This window comes from Paenibacillus sp. FSL L8-0340, assembly GCF_038593145.1.
Classification (GTDB): domain Bacteria; phylum Bacillota; class Bacilli; order Paenibacillales; family Paenibacillaceae; genus Paenibacillus_AQ.
The window spans coordinates 5,173,858-5,188,370 of the sequence record NZ_CP151967.1 but is presented as its reverse complement, the minus strand read 5'-3'; the positions used below and the strand labels follow the sequence as shown (position 1 = coordinate 5,188,370).

Genomic DNA, 14,513 nt, shown 5'->3' with positions numbered 1-14,513 from the left:
TACAGAGAGAGAACTGCAGGCCTTATATACTACAACTGGGAGTAGAAGGAGTCATATCATGAATTTTAAGAAATTATCATTAGCTGCTGTTTTGGCCATTGCACAGGTTGCCGCAGCAGTACCGGCTTTTGCCGCACCCGTCAGCACCACTTCACCGAGTAACGTGAGTACCGCAGAGGCGACACCAACACCGTCTGCATCATCTGTACCCCTATCTACTGACCCGTCGTCAGGCGGATTGTTGGACGGTACAGCATCACCGACTCCGTCTGCAGAGCCTACGGCAACACCGTTGCCGCCTGCAACGGTTACCGGTCAAACGTACATGCAGACGAACGGTATGGATCCGCAAATGCTATCAGCTACAGGCGATGACCAGCTTGTGCTGATGTTGAACAGCAACAAAATGTACGTAAACGGTGTGTTATATTTGGCCAATCAGCCGATGGCAGTCAAGAACGGCGTGTCCTACGTCTCTATCCGGGCGATGGTGGAACGTGTAGGACTGCAGGTTACTTATGATTCCAAGGCCAAGGAAACCGTAGTTACAAAAGGCAGCGATGTAATGCGCTTTAAGCTGAACAGCAAAACCTATACAGTCAATGGCAAGAAGTCTACAATGAAGGGTGCAACCTACCAGTACAAAGGAACGTTTATGATTCCTTTGACCTCCATTACATCGGCACTGAAATTAAATTATGTATTGGATACTGCTGGGAAACGTGTAATTCTTACGCTTTCCACAAAGCCTAAGGCTTCTTTTACCGTTCAACCTACTGAAATTTATGCCGGTCAAACCATGGTCAACTTTGTGACCTCCAGCAGTTCACCGAATAATACACCTATCGTTAGTGATATATGGAGTGGAGACAAGCGGGACTATTATGATGAACCCGGTATTTATACCGTTACTTATTCCGTTGTGGATGCCAATGGACGCACGAGTGATCCGTACACTGCGACCATCAATGTTCTGAAGCCGAATGAAGCGCCGGTGGCAAATTTCGTCACCGACAAGGAACAGTACAAAATGGGTGAACCGATCACTTATACGGATAACAGCAGTGATCCAGACGGCGACACGATTACAGTAACATGGACCAATAAAGCCCAGGCGTTCTTTACACCCGGTCCAAAAGTCATCAGCCTGACTGCTACGGATTCCCATGGAGCCGTCAATACGTTTGAGAAAACAATTATTATTACGGAAGAACAGCTGTATAATGAAGAGGATTTTAACCGCCTGTTCGCGGTACCTGGTACAGCATTCAAATTTGACGGCACCCCGGTCCCTACTTGGCCGAATCTAAATTACGCCACGTCTTCCGAGCCGTTTACCCTGATCCGCAGCAACAGCCCGGAAACTGTGTTCAGCGAGGGTGTTCTGTACCGTGAAACGGCTACAGGTGCAACACGTTTCCTGATTCACCATAAGAATAATTTGTCGATCAACACCAAGGTATATGTGATTGCCACAAATGACAATATGTATCCTGCGACAATTACAACCCAATATTCGGGATTTGGCGGTCCTAGCTCATTTGCAGAGCTTACCGGACAGAAATCTGTAACACGGTACTGGGAGTCGATGCTGAACGGGAGCTCGTACAAGCAAACGGTAATCCAGCCAGGACAAAGCGTATCGATTCTTACGGAACTGAACACTATAGCCATGAAGCCAAATGATAACGTCTCGATGCAAGCTGATATGTATAGTGATTTAGCAGTTACCTATTCCGTAATGATGATTGATGCGAATAAAGAGCCGATTTCTTCACTGCCTTTGACGCCTATCTTGCCGCGTGACGGAGTGCATAATCGTGGTACCTATCCGGATTCTACTCGTCTCATTAACGTTTCGGATTTGGTGGGAACCTCTCCAGCCAGACTCGTGATCGGCGATAATAACAATGATCCGAACTTGCTCGGCCTCGATGCCCTGACAGGCCTCCAGGAAACCAATCTGGGGAACTTCGGTGTACTGTACAAAATCAGGCTGGAGCGGGTAGCGGCCAATACGCTGATTACCTTTAACCCGCGTGGAGGAAACTATATGGGCACCGTTCTTGTTAACGGCAATCAAGTCGTACAGGTGCCAAACGAGAAAAGTCTGGGTAGTTCCGATTTGAACAGCGTTGTGTACCGGACCGGTGATTATGAAGGTCCAGTAGAGATCCTGTTTACTCCGGCTTCCGGCAGTAACCTGTCGGTCAACTTCCTGTTCACACCACTTCCTCCGAAGAAATAAACAGGGAAGTACTTAAGTAATACTGGAATGTCCGGCAACGGACATTCCAATCCACAAAAAAAGGCTGCCGCTTCCATCAAGGAAGGGTAGCTTTTTTTGTGTCAAATATAGGGTCATTGGATCTGAAGTCTTCCAGCAAGCAAGTCTTGGGTGGCACGTTTCATTGACGGGGCATTTGTTTTGGGGCATTATAAAGAGAGTGCAATACAAATGACCTTTGTTATGGGAGATGAGCGAATGCTGTCGACAGAACAAATACTGGAAGCCATGTCGGGGCAGGGACTGCGAATCACCGATCAGCGCAAAACGCTTGCCAGGTTATTCGGCGAGAATACGGGATATTTGTCGGCGAAGGATGTTTATGAGCATATGGGCCGCAAGTACAGCGGGCTCAGCTTTGATACAGTTTACCGCAACCTGCGTGTCATGGAGGAGCTGGGTGTGCTGGAGCAGGTGGTCTTTGAGGATGGCGTCAAGTTCAAAGGCAGCTGCAATCAGGATCACCACCATCACCATATGATTTGCCTTCAATGCATGAAGACTTACCCGATTCAATTCTGCCCGATGAATTTAACGGATACTCCGGATCAGTTCCGGGTGGTCAAGCATAAATTTGAGGTGTTCGGTTACTGCAAGGATTGTGAACAGAACCGTGAAGAAGAGACGGGACTTGCAGCGCACGGCAAAGAAGGGCACTGATTATGCCTATTATACGCAGAACGATCCAGGCCCCAATCCGCGTGTACCGCAAATTTATTTCGCCGCTTAAACCGGCGACCTGCCGCTTTTATCCGACTTGCTCAGCCTACGCGCTGGAAGCAATCGAAATCCATGGCCCGCTCAAGGGTTCGTGGCTTGCCGCGAAGCGAATTGGCAAATGCCATCCCTTCCATCCCGGGGGACTGGACCCGGTACCGCCGTGCAAAGAACACTCTGCCGGGGACGAAGCAGCTCCCACGACTTGACATGACGCCTGCATTTTGGGTATATTTTGGATAATAACATTAATTTCCGAGGAACGGATGAGTAGATCGGGACGACCATTACAGAGAGCCGGGAAGAACAGCTGGGAGCCGGTATGGTACGCGGATTGAATATGGTCCGGGAGGAACTGTGTTCGAGCTGGAGCCGATTGTCGCGGCTTAAGTAAGATAGCAGCGTGTTCCAGCGTTAATGGACAGTTCCGGAAGGGAACTGGCGAAGCCTGTGTTCTGTGAAGAACCAGGGAACTTTGGGTGGTATCGCGTGAGTATACTCTCGCCCCATAAAGGGGCGGGAGTTTTTTGTGTTTATTGTGTTTGCCAAGACGAAAGGATGACATGAAATGAGCGATAAGAAAACTTTTTACCTGACTACACCGATTTATTATCCGAGTGACAAGCTGCATATCGGGCATGCTTACTCTACGGTAGCTGGAGATGCTATGGCCCGCTACAAGCGCCTGCGTGGCTATGAGGTCCGTTATCTTACCGGTACGGATGAGCATGGGCAGAAGATTGAACGAAAGGCTGCTGAAGCTGGCAAGACCCCACAGCAGTTCGTTGACGATATTGTCGTCGGCATTAAGGATCTGTGGCGCAAGCTGGATATTTCCAACGATGACTTCATCCGCACGACGGAGGAACGGCACAAGAAAGTGGTACAGGATATCTTTGACCGCCTGCTGAAGCAGGGCGACATCTACAAAGGTGAGTATGAAGGCTGGTACAGTATTCCAGATGAAACCTTTTACACCGAAACTCAGCTGGTGGATATCGAGCGGGACGCGAACGGTGCCATCACCGGCGGTAAAAGCCCGGACAGCGGCCACCCTGTCGAATTGGTCAAGGAAGCAAGCTATTTCTTCCGCATGAGCAAGTATGCTGACCGTCTGCTGAAGTATTATGAAGAGAACCCGGAGTTTATCCTGCCGGAATCACGCAAGAACGAAATGATCAACAATTTCATCAAACCCGGGCTGGAGGACCTCGCGGTCTCCCGTACGACCTTTGATTGGGGCGTTAAGGTCAAGGGCGACGAGAAGCATGTCGTGTATGTATGGATTGATGCATTGACGAACTATATCACAGCCCTTGGCTATGGTTCCGAGGACCGCAGCTTGTATGACAAGTTCTGGCCTGCGAATGTGCATATTGTCGGTAAGGAAATTGTGCGTTTCCATACGATCTACTGGCCGATCATCCTGATGGCGCTGGGCGAGCCGCTTCCGAAGAAAGTGTTCGCACACGGCTGGCTGCTGATGAAAGACGGCAAAATGTCTAAATCCAAGGGTAATGTCGTGGATCCGGTTACGCTGATCGACCGCTACGGATTGGACGCGCTGCGTTACTATCTGCTGCGTGAAGTGGCATTTGGCTCGGATGGCACCTTTACGCCTGAAAGCTTTGTAGACCGGATCAACTATGATCTGGCCAATGACCTTGGCAATCTGCTGAACCGGACCGGAGCGATGGTTGAGAAATATTTTGGCGGTGAACTTCCGGCTTACGAAGGCAAGGTAACGGCGTTCGACGGCGAGCTTGAAGCGGCTGCGGGCAGCACCTATGCCAAAGTTGAAGAAGCGATGGAAAAAATGGAATTCTCCGTGGCCCTTACCGCGATCGGGGCATTCATCAGCCGTACGAATAAATACATTGATGAGACCCAGCCTTGGGTGCTCGCGAAGGATGAGAGCAGAACCGGCGAGCTGGCTTCCGTCATGAGACATCTTGTGGAGGGCCTACGCACCGCTTCGATTCTACTGCAGCCGTTCCTGACCAGCGCACCGGCGAAAATCTGGGAGCAGCTCGGCATTCAGCCGGGTGAGCTGACAGCCTGGGACAGCGGCAAAACCTTCGGCCTCATTCCAGCCGGAACGAAGCTGGCCAAAGGCGATCCAATCTTCCCGCGCCTCGATGTTGCTGTAGAGGTTGCCTACATCGCCGAGGCGATGGGTGCCGGCAAACCGGCGGCAGCAGAAGCGGAGCCTGCACCTGCAGGCGCTGAAAGCGGCGCAGCAGCTGAGCCGGAGGAAGAGCATAAGGAAGAAATCGGCATCGACGATTTTGCCAAAGCCGAGCTGCGCGTGGCCCAGGTCATCGCCGCTGAGCCGGTGAAGAAGGCAGACAAGCTGTTGAAGCTGCAGCTTGATCTCGGTTATGAGCAGCGTCAGGTGGTGTCCGGGATTGCCAAGTTCTACACTCCAGAAGAGCTGGTGGGACAAAAGGTAATCTGCATCGTCAACCTGAAGCCGGTGAAGCTGCGCGGCGAGCTGTCGCAAGGCATGATCCTGGCCGCTTCCAAAGGCGACAAGCTGACGATCGCAACCGTACCGGACAGCATGCCGAACGGCGCAATTGTGAAGTAAGCAGGCAACCAGAACAAATAACGGGTCTAAATGGGCAAATTCAACTGACCCGCCGAACGTCTGCAAGGGAACGCATGCACGCCAGCAATGGCTGCGGGCGTTCCTTTTTGTGATGGATACATGGGATACATGAAGCTTTGAAGCTGTATTTGACTCTGGCAGCAGAACGTCCGGGAGAACATGAGAGTTGACTTATCGTAACCATTACTATTATAATTCTCATAGTAAAATTTACGATTTAAGGAGTCGATAGCAATTATGTCTTTAACAAAACCACACAGAGGGCTGCTGCTGGTGCTTGCTCTGCTGGTAATCCTAACGCTTGCGGCCTGCGGTCCCAAGAGCAGCGGGAGTATCGTTGAGGGTAAAGTGAATGTAGTCACTACTTTTTATCCTATATATGAATTTGCCAAAGAAATTGGCGGGGAAGATGCCAATGTCATTAATCTGCTTCCGGTCGGTGTGGAGCCTCATGATTGGACCCCGCGCAGCCAGGATATCATCAATACTTCCAAAGCCCAGCTGTTTCTGTACAATGGTGCCGGACTTGAAGGCTGGGTGCCGAACTTCCTTAAAAGCCTCAACAGCGACAGTAAAGCCAAGGCTGTTGAAGTCAGCAAAGGCGTCAATTATATTATGACGGATGAAGAAGACGGGCATGATCATGGAGGCGAGGAACATGCGCATGAAGGTGAGGGACATGCGGATGAAGAGCATTCCGAAGAAACAGGCACCGACAGCCTGCATACGGATCCCCATACCTGGGTAAGTCCAAAATCCGCGCTTGTGATGGCTGAGAACATTAAAGAGAGCCTCCAGTCCGTCGATCCTGAGCATAAATCTGGTTATGAGGAACGTTATAACAAACTTACAGAGCGCTTGCAGGCGCTGGATAGCAAGTTTACGACAGAGCTTGCCAAGCTGCCGAATAAAGAAATCGTCGTGTCCCACCAGGCGTTTGCTTATCTCGCGCGTGATTATGGTTTGAAACAACATGCCATCATGGGCTTGTCCCCGGATGCGGAACCACGCGGGCAGGATTTGCTGGATCTGGCGGCTTTGGTAAAAGAGGAAGGCATCCGTTATATCTTCTTCGAGGAACTGGTTTCTGACAAGCTGGCCAAAACCTTGGCTGGTGAAGCCGGTGTGGAGACGATGGTGCTAAATCCGGTTGAGGGACTTACCACCGAACAGGACAAGAATGGAGACAACTATTTCACATTAATGGAGAAAAATTTGCAAAATCTAATTCTGGCTTTACAATAGTAAGGAAAGTATAAGTGAAAGGCGGTACTTCACAATGCAATCGGTATCCTTGGACTGCCATCAGCATATGATCGAGATACAGGATCTTTCCTTCTCTTACGGAGAGCAGAAGGTGATTTCCAATCTGAATTACACCGTGAAGGAACGGGACTTCCTGGGAATTATCGGTTCCAACGGCGCCGGCAAAACAACCTTGCTGAAGATGATCGTCGGGCTCCTGCCCGCAACCAGCGGAGATATTAAATTATTTGGCCAGTCTGTCCGCAAGTTTAAGGATTGGGAGCGCATCGGCTATGTCCCGCAAAAAAATGCTTTCAACCCCTTGTTCCCGGCAACGGTCCGTGAAGTCGTGCTGTCCGGCTTGTACAACAATAAGAATCTGATCCGCAGAGTGTCCAAAGCGCAGCAGCGCCAGTGTGAGGACGCCCTTGAGGTAATGCGGATTCAGGATATTGCTGAGAAAAGAGTTGGTCAGCTGTCCGGCGGTCAACAGCAGCGTGTATTCCTGGCCCGTGCGCTGATCAATCATCCGGATTTGCTCATTTTGGACGAACCTACCGTGGGGATTGATGCCGAAACGCAAGCCGGGTTTTTCGACCTCATTCTGCATATGCATGCCCATCATCATATGACTTTCCTGATGGTGTCGCATGACATCGACATGATCAAAAATTATCTGGGGCAGGAGCCGGTTCAGAAAAACGGCAAAATCAATTTCTACTGCCGCCACTCTCATGACGTTCAGGATTGCGCCGTGGAGAACCTGCAGCATACACTTACCTGATCCGGGGCTGCACACAAATACACTTAATACTTCATACCAGTCGCTGACATACTAAATAGCTGCAGTAAATACAATATGCCGGATACCGTACCGTTAACCATCAGTCTGTTGCATCAGCAACTCAACCAGCAACTAAATGCAACAGAATTCCATATCAGCGCCAAAAGTGAGCAATCTATTGTATCATCTGCAGTAGGTTGCTCTTCTCCGCTGAAACAAGCAGGTTTACCGTTGGTCATCCATTGTACAATGATGACCAGGCTTTTGACCTTAGCCTTTATTCCGTACCCAGATCCCGCACCGGTAAAGCGTGTCCCGTAAGGGAGGAAAAGCGTTCATTCCTCCGCAATCACCAGATACCGCAATACACTTCTCCCACGCCAGCTGCACTTAAGCGGGTGTCCAGAGGGCAGAGCCCTTGGGGCCCTCCCTTGGAAGGGAGGGTTTGGGAGGGGTCGTAATTGTTTGAAATTTGGTTTGAAGCTTCTAAAAATAGATCTATCGAAATTCAGAGGAGAATATATCTTGGAAATTCTATTCAGTGACTTTTTTCAGCGGGCGCTTGCGGGCGGGCTGATGATCGGCATTACCGCGCCGCTTATAGGCGTTTTTCTTGTGCTCAGACGATTGTCGATGATCGGAGACACGTTGGCCCATGTGACCATCGCAGGTGTGGCGCTGGGCTTCCTGACCGGGTTTTATCCGCTGGGGGCAGGTCTGATTTTTGCGGTGGTGGCCTCCTTTGCCATCGAAAAGCTGCGCAAGGCGTACAAGAGCTACGCTGAGCTGTCCATCGCAATTATTATGTCAGGTGGGGTAGCGCTGGCTTCACTCTTTTTCACCTTAGGCAAAGGGTATAATGCGGATGTGATGAGCTATCTGTTCGGGAGTATCTATACGCTCAATAATACCGATCTGATTGTAGTGGGTATCGTGACGATTGCCGTAGTTGTAGTCGTGACGCTGTTTTTCAAGGAGTTTTTTCTGCTCAGCTTTGAGGAGGATGCGGCGAGTGTCAGCGGCCTGCCCGTGAAGCTGCTCAACATGCTCATTACGGTGCTTACGGCGCTTGTGATCAGTACGGCCATTAAGATTGTCGGTTCGCTGCTCGTGTCTGCGCTGCTGACGATTCCGGTGGCGATTAGTCTGCTGCTGTCACGCAGCTTTAAGTCTTCGGTTGTACTGTCGGTTATCATTGCCGAGATTGCTGTTGTGGGAGGTCTGGTAGTTGCGGGGGTCTGGAATCTGGCGCCTGGGGCAACAATCGTTCTACTGCTTATTGCCCTGCTGACCCTTACACTGATCGGCAAAAAAGGATTACCCTCTTAAGAATGTAACTAGCAAAGTGACCCTGAACCCGGAAGGAGAGCTGCCGCTTTGTCGAACCTGAATGCAGGAATTGCTTTTGCCGCTGGTGTGGCGTCGTTTATATCACCTTGCTGTCTGCCGCTTTATCCTTCGTACTTATCTTATATTACCGGGTTGTCCGTGCAGCAGCTAAAGAGTGGCAGTAACAGCAAAGAGGTACGTTTCCGCACCCTGTCGCATACGCTGGCTTTTATCCTGGGGTTTTCAGTAGTCTTTTATACGCTCGGCTTTGGGGCCGGGCTGTTCGGGCAATTTTTCAACGGGCAGCGTGATCTGATCCGCCAATTGTCGGCTATCCTAATCATTGTGATGGGACTGTTCCTGCTGGGGATTTTTCAGCCACAGTTTCTGCTGCGGGAACGCAAGCTTGATTTGAAATGGAAACCGGCGGGTTACGCCGGCTCCTTTATTTTTGGCATCGGCTTTTCCGCGGGCTGGTCACCTTGCATCGGGCCGATTCTGACGGCAATCATCGCGCTGTCTGCCAGTGATCCGGGAACTTGGTTTACGATGATTACCGCATACAGTATCGGCTTCGCCTTGCCGTTTTTCGCACTGGCCTTCTTCCTGGGCGGGGCGAGAAAAATCCTGAAATATTCCAATGTGCTGATGAAGATCGGTGGCGCACTAATGGTCTTAATGGGGGTTTTGCTGTTTACAGATCAAATGTTCCGGATAACGATCTGGCTGCAGGGAGTCACGCCGGACTGGCTAATCTTCTAGCTTAGGTAAAATAATCAATTCCCGCTTCCGGGAAATGTTCAAAAATCCGCTCTGTGATGAACTCCCGCAGGGCGGTTTGTTGTTCATCGGGGTACACATATTTATTTTGGCCCCAGCGGCCCCATTTCTTTTTGCGCTTTTCGATATCCATCTCCAGCTTTGATTTGGGGTAACGTTTCTCGATCACGGTTTTGGCCGTTTTGGTGAAACGGTGCTGAATCATCTCAAAAGTCAATCCTTTGCCCACATCTGTCGGAAGGGTTTTGGCCAGTTTCTCCAGCAGTTCCGCATAGCCTTCTTCCCAGCCGTCATGCCAGATAATCGGTGCGATGATAAAGCCCAGCGGATATCCGGCCCGGGCTACTTTTCCCGCAGCCTCAATCCGCTCCTCAAACCGCGAAGTAGCCGGCTCGAAGTTCTTGATGACATAGTCGGCATTCACACTGAAACGGATTCGTGTATGGCCGTTATGCTTCAGTTGAAGCAGCGGCTCAACATGCTGGTATTTGGTTACAAAACGCAGCCGCCCGAGCGGCTCTGCGGCCATGAAGTTGATCAGCTCCGTCAGGGAGCCGGTAATATGCTCCAACCCGAGCGGATCGGAAGTACAGGCGGCTTCAAAGGTAGTGATTTCCGGAGCGCGCTCTTGGAGATATTTTTTAGCGGCTTCGATGACGTCCCCGGTATTCACATAGACACGGATATAGGGCTTGGCCCCCAGCGTGGTTTGCAAATAACAATAATGGCAATGTCCCATACAGCCGGTGGCAATCGGAATCGCATAATCCGCAGACGGCTTGGACTGGTCAAAGGTTAACGTTTTGCGCAGGCCGACCACCAGTGTTCTTTTGGCGATTTTGTATTGCTCAACCTCGGTTTCGCCGGGCAGGTTCGTAATACGGTTATGCGAGGTCGTCATGCGATAGGGGATGTTCTGGGCTTTGACCCATTCCATAATCTGTACTCCTTTGGGATAATTAAGCGAATCCGGCTCGAAAAAAACCAGCTCTGGAATGAAAAGACCGGTCGGCTTTTTCTGTCTTTTGGCCGAGGGACGTTCGGGCGTTACTACAGTCATGGGTTCACGCTCCTTAGGGATGAGGATATCGTTATTGTGCCGGTTAAGGGCGGAATAAAATCATGGTAAACATCGCTATGCAGGGCAACAAGGGGCCGGAGGACTTGCCAAAGAGCGGCAGAAACATGTATCATTGTTAGAGCAAGGTTGGCCCCCGCGCCACGCTCATTATAGAAAAGAGGTAAACTTGAATGCCAACACCCAGCATGGAGGATTATTTGGAGCGCATATACAAGCTCATCGACGAGAAAGGATATGCGCGGGTTTCGGATATTGCCGAGGGACTGGAAGTACACCCCTCCTCTGTAACCAAGATGATCCAAAAACTGGATAAGGACGACTATCTCATCTATGAGAAATATCGTGGGCTTGTCCTAACGAGCAAAGGTAAAAAAGTAGGAAAACGTCTCGTTGACCGTCATCAGCTGCTGGAGGAGTTTCTTGGCCTGATCGGAGTACAGCAGGAGCATATTTATAAGGATGTGGAAGGCATCGAACATCATTTGAGCTGGGATTCTATCACGCGGATTGAAACGCTGGTGGAATATTTCCGGCGCGATGAAGCACGTCTCCAGACCTTATACGATATTCACCATGAGCTGGTCAGCGATTCTTAAACGAAGCAGATTTTTCTTGCTTTGCGCAACTTTTCCAGTTTTTTTACGTCAAAACGGGTAACGTTCTTTTTTTCTATGACCCCGTTTCCAAAGCAAACGGCCGTCTCCCTTATTTAAGGACGAGAGGGCCGTTTCTTTTTGTTTATACACATTTCAGAATGTAAACCTGGGAGGAATTATGAATTACCGTAAATGGATTGTAGGATTGCTGGTTTTTGTCTTGTGCCTGTCTGTAGGGTTACCCGGTGTCCGTGCGGCAGCGGTGCCGATTACGATTGAGCTGGATGGGGAAACATTGAGCAGTGATGTGCCGCCGTACATTACCGCTTCCAATGTAACGCTAGTGCCTGTGGCTGTAGTCAGCAGGGGACTTGGCGCGATAGTGGATTGGAACCAGAGCAGCAAGACGGCCACGATCAGCAAAGGGAACACCGTGCTGAAGCTGACCAGCGGCAGCACAACGGCCCTCGTGGACGGAGCTTCTATCAGCCTTGAAACATCGGTTCAGAGCCGGCAGGGCCGGGTGATGGTGCCGCTTCGTTTTGTAGGCGAACAGCTTGGGCTACAGGTGGCCTGGAATAAGGCAGCAAATAATATCGCCCTGTACTCGAATACCGAAATTATCAGTCCTGGGACCCCTTCGGTTCCAACTACACCGGCAACGCCTGAGGTGCCAACACCTACCGTGCCAACGCCAACGGTGCCGAAGCCAACCGTTCCTGAAATCCCGTCCATTCCGGGAGCAAAAACAGGCAAGGCGATGAAAGGTGCCTGGATCTCCACCGTATTTAATCTGGATTGGCCGTCGACTTCTTCGGCGAACAATGCCGACAAACAGAAGAAAGAGTTCAGCACGATGCTGGACAAGCTGCAGGCCACTGGCTATAACGCCGTATTTGTCCAGGTCAGACCGTCAGGGGACAGCCTGTATCCTTCGGTGCTTGTTCCCTGGTCCAAGGTGTTAACGGGAACGCAGGGGAAAAATCCCGGTTATGATCCGCTGGAGTACATGGTTAGCAGTACACATGAACGCGGCATGGAGTTTCATGCCTGGTTCAACCCGTTCCGTGCAACCACGGATGCCAGCACTTCAAGCCTTGCCAGCAATCATGTAGCCAAGGCCCATCCGGAATGGATCGTAAATGCAGAGAACAAGCTGTACATTAATCCGGGGATTCCCGAGGCGCGCCAGCATATTATCGACACGGTGATGGAGGTTGTCAAAGGCTACGACATTGATGGTGTGCATTTGGATGACTACTTTTATCCCTCCGGCTCTTTCGCCGATGACGCGGCGTTCAATACATATAACGCCAAGGCTATCTCTAGTAAAGGGGATTGGCGGCGGGACAACATCAATGAATTTATTCGCCAGCTTGGCCGGGAGATTCACAGCGCGAAATCTGATGTTTCTTACGGTGTAAGCCCGTTTGGCGTATGGCGCAACAAGAAGGCCGACAGTACCGGATCGGACACAACGGCAGGCGTATCGGCCTATGATAACATGTATGCAGATACCCGGACATGGATCAAAAATGGCTGGATCGATTATATTGCACCGCAGATTTACTGGAGTTTATCCTTCTCCGCAGCCCGCTATGACAAGCTGGTAGACTGGTGGGTAAATGAAGTTAAGGGTACCGGAGTGAAGCTGTACATTGGCCAGGCAGCTTATAAGGTTGGAGCAAGTGATCAGAAGGCCGAATGGCAGAGCGGAGAGCAAATCATCAACCAGCTCAAATATAACGAACAGTACGATGAGGTTGCCGGAAGCATTATGTTCCGTGCGAATGATATAGTTGTGCGTGATCCGTTCGGACTCTCCAGCTTATTGACGTTCTATTTCAAATCCTGATGAATTACCGGCAATTGCAATCATAAGAAGTCATGAAACTTCCCCCGTGCTCATAGATAAGCAATAGGATCTATGGAACGGGGGTAAACTCTGTATGGAGATTAATGCTGTGTTTGAAGGCGGTGGGGTAAAGGGAATATCGCTCGCAGGAGCGGTAGAGGCGACGGAACATGCGGGCCGCACCTTCCGTAAAGTAGCCGGAACCTCCTCGGGTTCCATTATCGCCTCGATGCTGGCTGCAGGTTATAACGGTGAAGCCATGAGCCGGATTATAAAAGGAACTTCTTTTTCTTCTTTTTTGAAACGGGGAGCGTTGTACAATACAGCTTACATAGGTCCTGCACTGCGGGTGATGATTAAAAAAGGCCTGTACTCGGGAGAGGCGCTGGAATCCTGGATCCGCGGCATTTTGCGGGAGAAAGGCATTGTCACCTTCAGCGATTTACCGCGCGGGAAGCTGTCCATCATTACTTCAGATATCTCGAACGGACGAATTGTTGTCCTTCCGGACGGACTGGAGGAATACGGCATAACCCCAGGCGGGTTTGAAGTCGCCAAGGCAGTCCGCATGAGCTGCAGCATTCCTTATTTTTTCGACCCGGTTATGCTGCGTTTAAGCGGGCAGGCTGCCCGGGGGAAGTCATTCACTGAACAATTCGTTTATTTCGTCGACGGAGGACTGCTCAGCAATTTTCCGTTATGGCTGTTCGATGAGAAACAAGCAGGTTTTATAAGTCCGGGGCACAACATCCCTACAGTCGGCTATCAGCTGATCGGGAGGACGGATCCCCAGCCTCACCGGATCACCGGTCCCTTTAGTATGCTGCAGGCACTGGTAGGGACCATGCTGTCGGCCCATGATGAACGTTATATCGAAACAGAGAAACTTGTGCGGACGGTCAAAATTCCGACACTGGGGATTTCTACAACCAGTTTTCATATTTCCCCGGTGCAGGGTGATGATCTGTACGCGGCGGGATATAAGGCGGGGGAGGAGTTCTTCAAAAACTGGAGGCCGCCCGTTCACAAGCTCACCCAGTGAGTCTCAATAGGGAACCCTCTCTCCCCGAGCCCCCATCTTCCCACCCCAGCAACTATATTAAAAAAGGCATCCCACACGTCAGTTATGCAACGTGGAGATGCCTTTTTGAAAAGATAAGAATTTATATGTTTCACGCTATAAATTATCCTTCTATTTCTCGCTGAAACGGATACCGTCCTTTTGAGG

The 14,513-nt window shown here is 50.5% G+C and carries 13 protein-coding genes; 12 read left to right on the top strand and 1 reads right to left on the bottom strand.

The genetic code is table 11. From position 1 onward, the window contains the following. The first annotated feature begins 58 nt into the window (after positions 1–58). The 9 genes from NST07_RS23765 (at position 59) to NST07_RS23725 (ending at position 9,735) form a co-directional block, all read left to right on the top strand. A complete protein-coding gene (locus tag NST07_RS23765) occupies positions 59–2,248 on the top strand; it encodes a stalk domain-containing protein (protein WP_341094812.1) in 2,190 nt (729 codons plus the stop codon). A gap of 237 nt (positions 2,249–2,485) precedes the next feature. Continuing rightward, entirely contained in the window at positions 2,486–2,947 is a 462-nt protein-coding gene (locus NST07_RS23760; protein WP_341097733.1) for a Fur family transcriptional regulator, read from the top strand. A gap of 2 nt (positions 2,948–2,949) precedes the next feature. Beyond that, positions 2,950–3,213, top strand: coding sequence for a membrane protein insertion efficiency factor YidD (gene yidD, locus NST07_RS23755; RefSeq protein WP_341094810.1), 264 nt, complete (start codon positions 2,950–2,952; stop codon positions 3,211–3,213). Positions 3,214–3,572: 359 nt separating this feature from the next. Beyond that, complete coding sequence (metG, locus tag NST07_RS23750) at positions 3,573–5,594, top strand: methionine--tRNA ligase (RefSeq protein ID WP_341379209.1); 2,022 nt, start codon at positions 3,573–3,575, stop codon at positions 5,592–5,594. 258 nt (positions 5,595–5,852) lie between these two features. Then, a complete protein-coding gene (locus NST07_RS23745) occupies positions 5,853–6,860 on the top strand; it encodes a zinc ABC transporter substrate-binding protein (protein WP_341379208.1) in 1,008 nt (335 codons plus the stop codon). Positions 6,861–6,894: 34 nt separating this feature from the next. Further along, on the top strand, positions 6,895–7,644 hold the full coding sequence (locus tag NST07_RS23740; protein WP_341094804.1) for a metal ABC transporter ATP-binding protein: 750 nt from the start codon (positions 6,895–6,897) through the stop codon (positions 7,642–7,644). A 75-nt stretch (positions 7,645–7,719) separates the two neighbouring features. Next, entirely contained in the window at positions 7,720–7,965 is a 246-nt protein-coding gene (locus NST07_RS23735; RefSeq protein WP_342480265.1) for a hypothetical protein, read from the top strand. A gap of 204 nt (positions 7,966–8,169) precedes the next feature. Continuing rightward, positions 8,170–8,973 carry a metal ABC transporter permease gene (locus NST07_RS23730; protein WP_341094803.1) on the top strand — a complete coding sequence of 268 codons (804 nt, stop codon included), beginning with the start codon at positions 8,170–8,172 and terminating at the stop codon, positions 8,971–8,973. Positions 8,974–9,021: 48 nt separating this feature from the next. Continuing rightward, positions 9,022–9,735 carry a cytochrome c biogenesis CcdA family protein gene (locus NST07_RS23725; protein ID WP_038594949.1) on the top strand — a complete coding sequence of 238 codons (714 nt, stop codon included), beginning with the start codon at positions 9,022–9,024 and terminating at the stop codon, positions 9,733–9,735. A gap of 1 nt (position 9,736) precedes the next feature. Here the strand turns inward: NST07_RS23725 and splB are convergent, their stop codons facing one another. Continuing rightward, the gene (splB, locus tag NST07_RS23720) at positions 9,737–10,813 is read right to left on the bottom strand and encodes a spore photoproduct lyase (protein ID WP_341379206.1); all 1,077 of its coding nucleotides are present in this window, start codon (positions 10,811–10,813) and stop codon (positions 9,737–9,739) included. Positions 10,814–11,004: 191 nt separating this feature from the next. On the opposite strand from splB, the gene mntR reads away from it, so the two are divergent. From mntR to NST07_RS23705, 3 genes are all read left to right on the top strand, one after another. Further along, positions 11,005–11,430: a transcriptional regulator MntR gene (gene mntR, locus NST07_RS23715; protein WP_038594947.1), complete on the top strand. Its 426-nt coding sequence runs from the start codon at positions 11,005–11,007 to the stop codon at positions 11,428–11,430. A 178-nt stretch (positions 11,431–11,608) separates the two neighbouring features. Then, on the top strand, positions 11,609–13,285 hold the full coding sequence (locus NST07_RS23710; protein ID WP_341094801.1) for a family 10 glycosylhydrolase: 1,677 nt from the start codon (positions 11,609–11,611) through the stop codon (positions 13,283–13,285). A 94-nt stretch (positions 13,286–13,379) separates the two neighbouring features. Continuing rightward, the gene (locus NST07_RS23705) at positions 13,380–14,327 is read left to right on the top strand and encodes a patatin-like phospholipase family protein (protein ID WP_341094799.1); all 948 of its coding nucleotides are present in this window, start codon (positions 13,380–13,382) and stop codon (positions 14,325–14,327) included. Positions 14,328–14,513: the final 186 nt, after the last annotated feature.

Coding starts and splice junctions, on each gene's coding strand:
- NST07_RS23765 (WP_341094812.1), top strand. CDS start 59: ATGAATTTTAAGAAATTATCATTAGCTGCTGTTTTGGCCATTGCACAG.
- NST07_RS23710 (WP_341094801.1), top strand. CDS start 11,609: ATGAATTACCGTAAATGGATTGTAGGATTGCTGGTTTTTGTCTTGTGC.
- NST07_RS23735 (WP_342480265.1), top strand. CDS start 7,720: ATGCCGGATACCGTACCGTTAACCATCAGTCTGTTGCATCAGCAACTC.
- NST07_RS23705 (WP_341094799.1), top strand. CDS start 13,380: ATGGAGATTAATGCTGTGTTTGAAGGCGGTGGGGTAAAGGGAATATCG.
- metG (WP_341379209.1), top strand. CDS start 3,573: ATGAGCGATAAGAAAACTTTTTACCTGACTACACCGATTTATTATCCG.
- NST07_RS23745 (WP_341379208.1), top strand. CDS start 5,853: ATGTCTTTAACAAAACCACACAGAGGGCTGCTGCTGGTGCTTGCTCTG.
- mntR (WP_038594947.1), top strand. CDS start 11,005: ATGCCAACACCCAGCATGGAGGATTATTTGGAGCGCATATACAAGCTC.
- splB (WP_341379206.1), bottom strand. CDS start 10,813: ATGACTGTAGTAACGCCCGAACGTCCCTCGGCCAAAAGACAGAAAAAG.
- NST07_RS23740 (WP_341094804.1), top strand. CDS start 6,895: ATGCAATCGGTATCCTTGGACTGCCATCAGCATATGATCGAGATACAG.
- NST07_RS23760 (WP_341097733.1), top strand. CDS start 2,486: ATGCTGTCGACAGAACAAATACTGGAAGCCATGTCGGGGCAGGGACTG.
- yidD (WP_341094810.1), top strand. CDS start 2,950: ATGCCTATTATACGCAGAACGATCCAGGCCCCAATCCGCGTGTACCGC.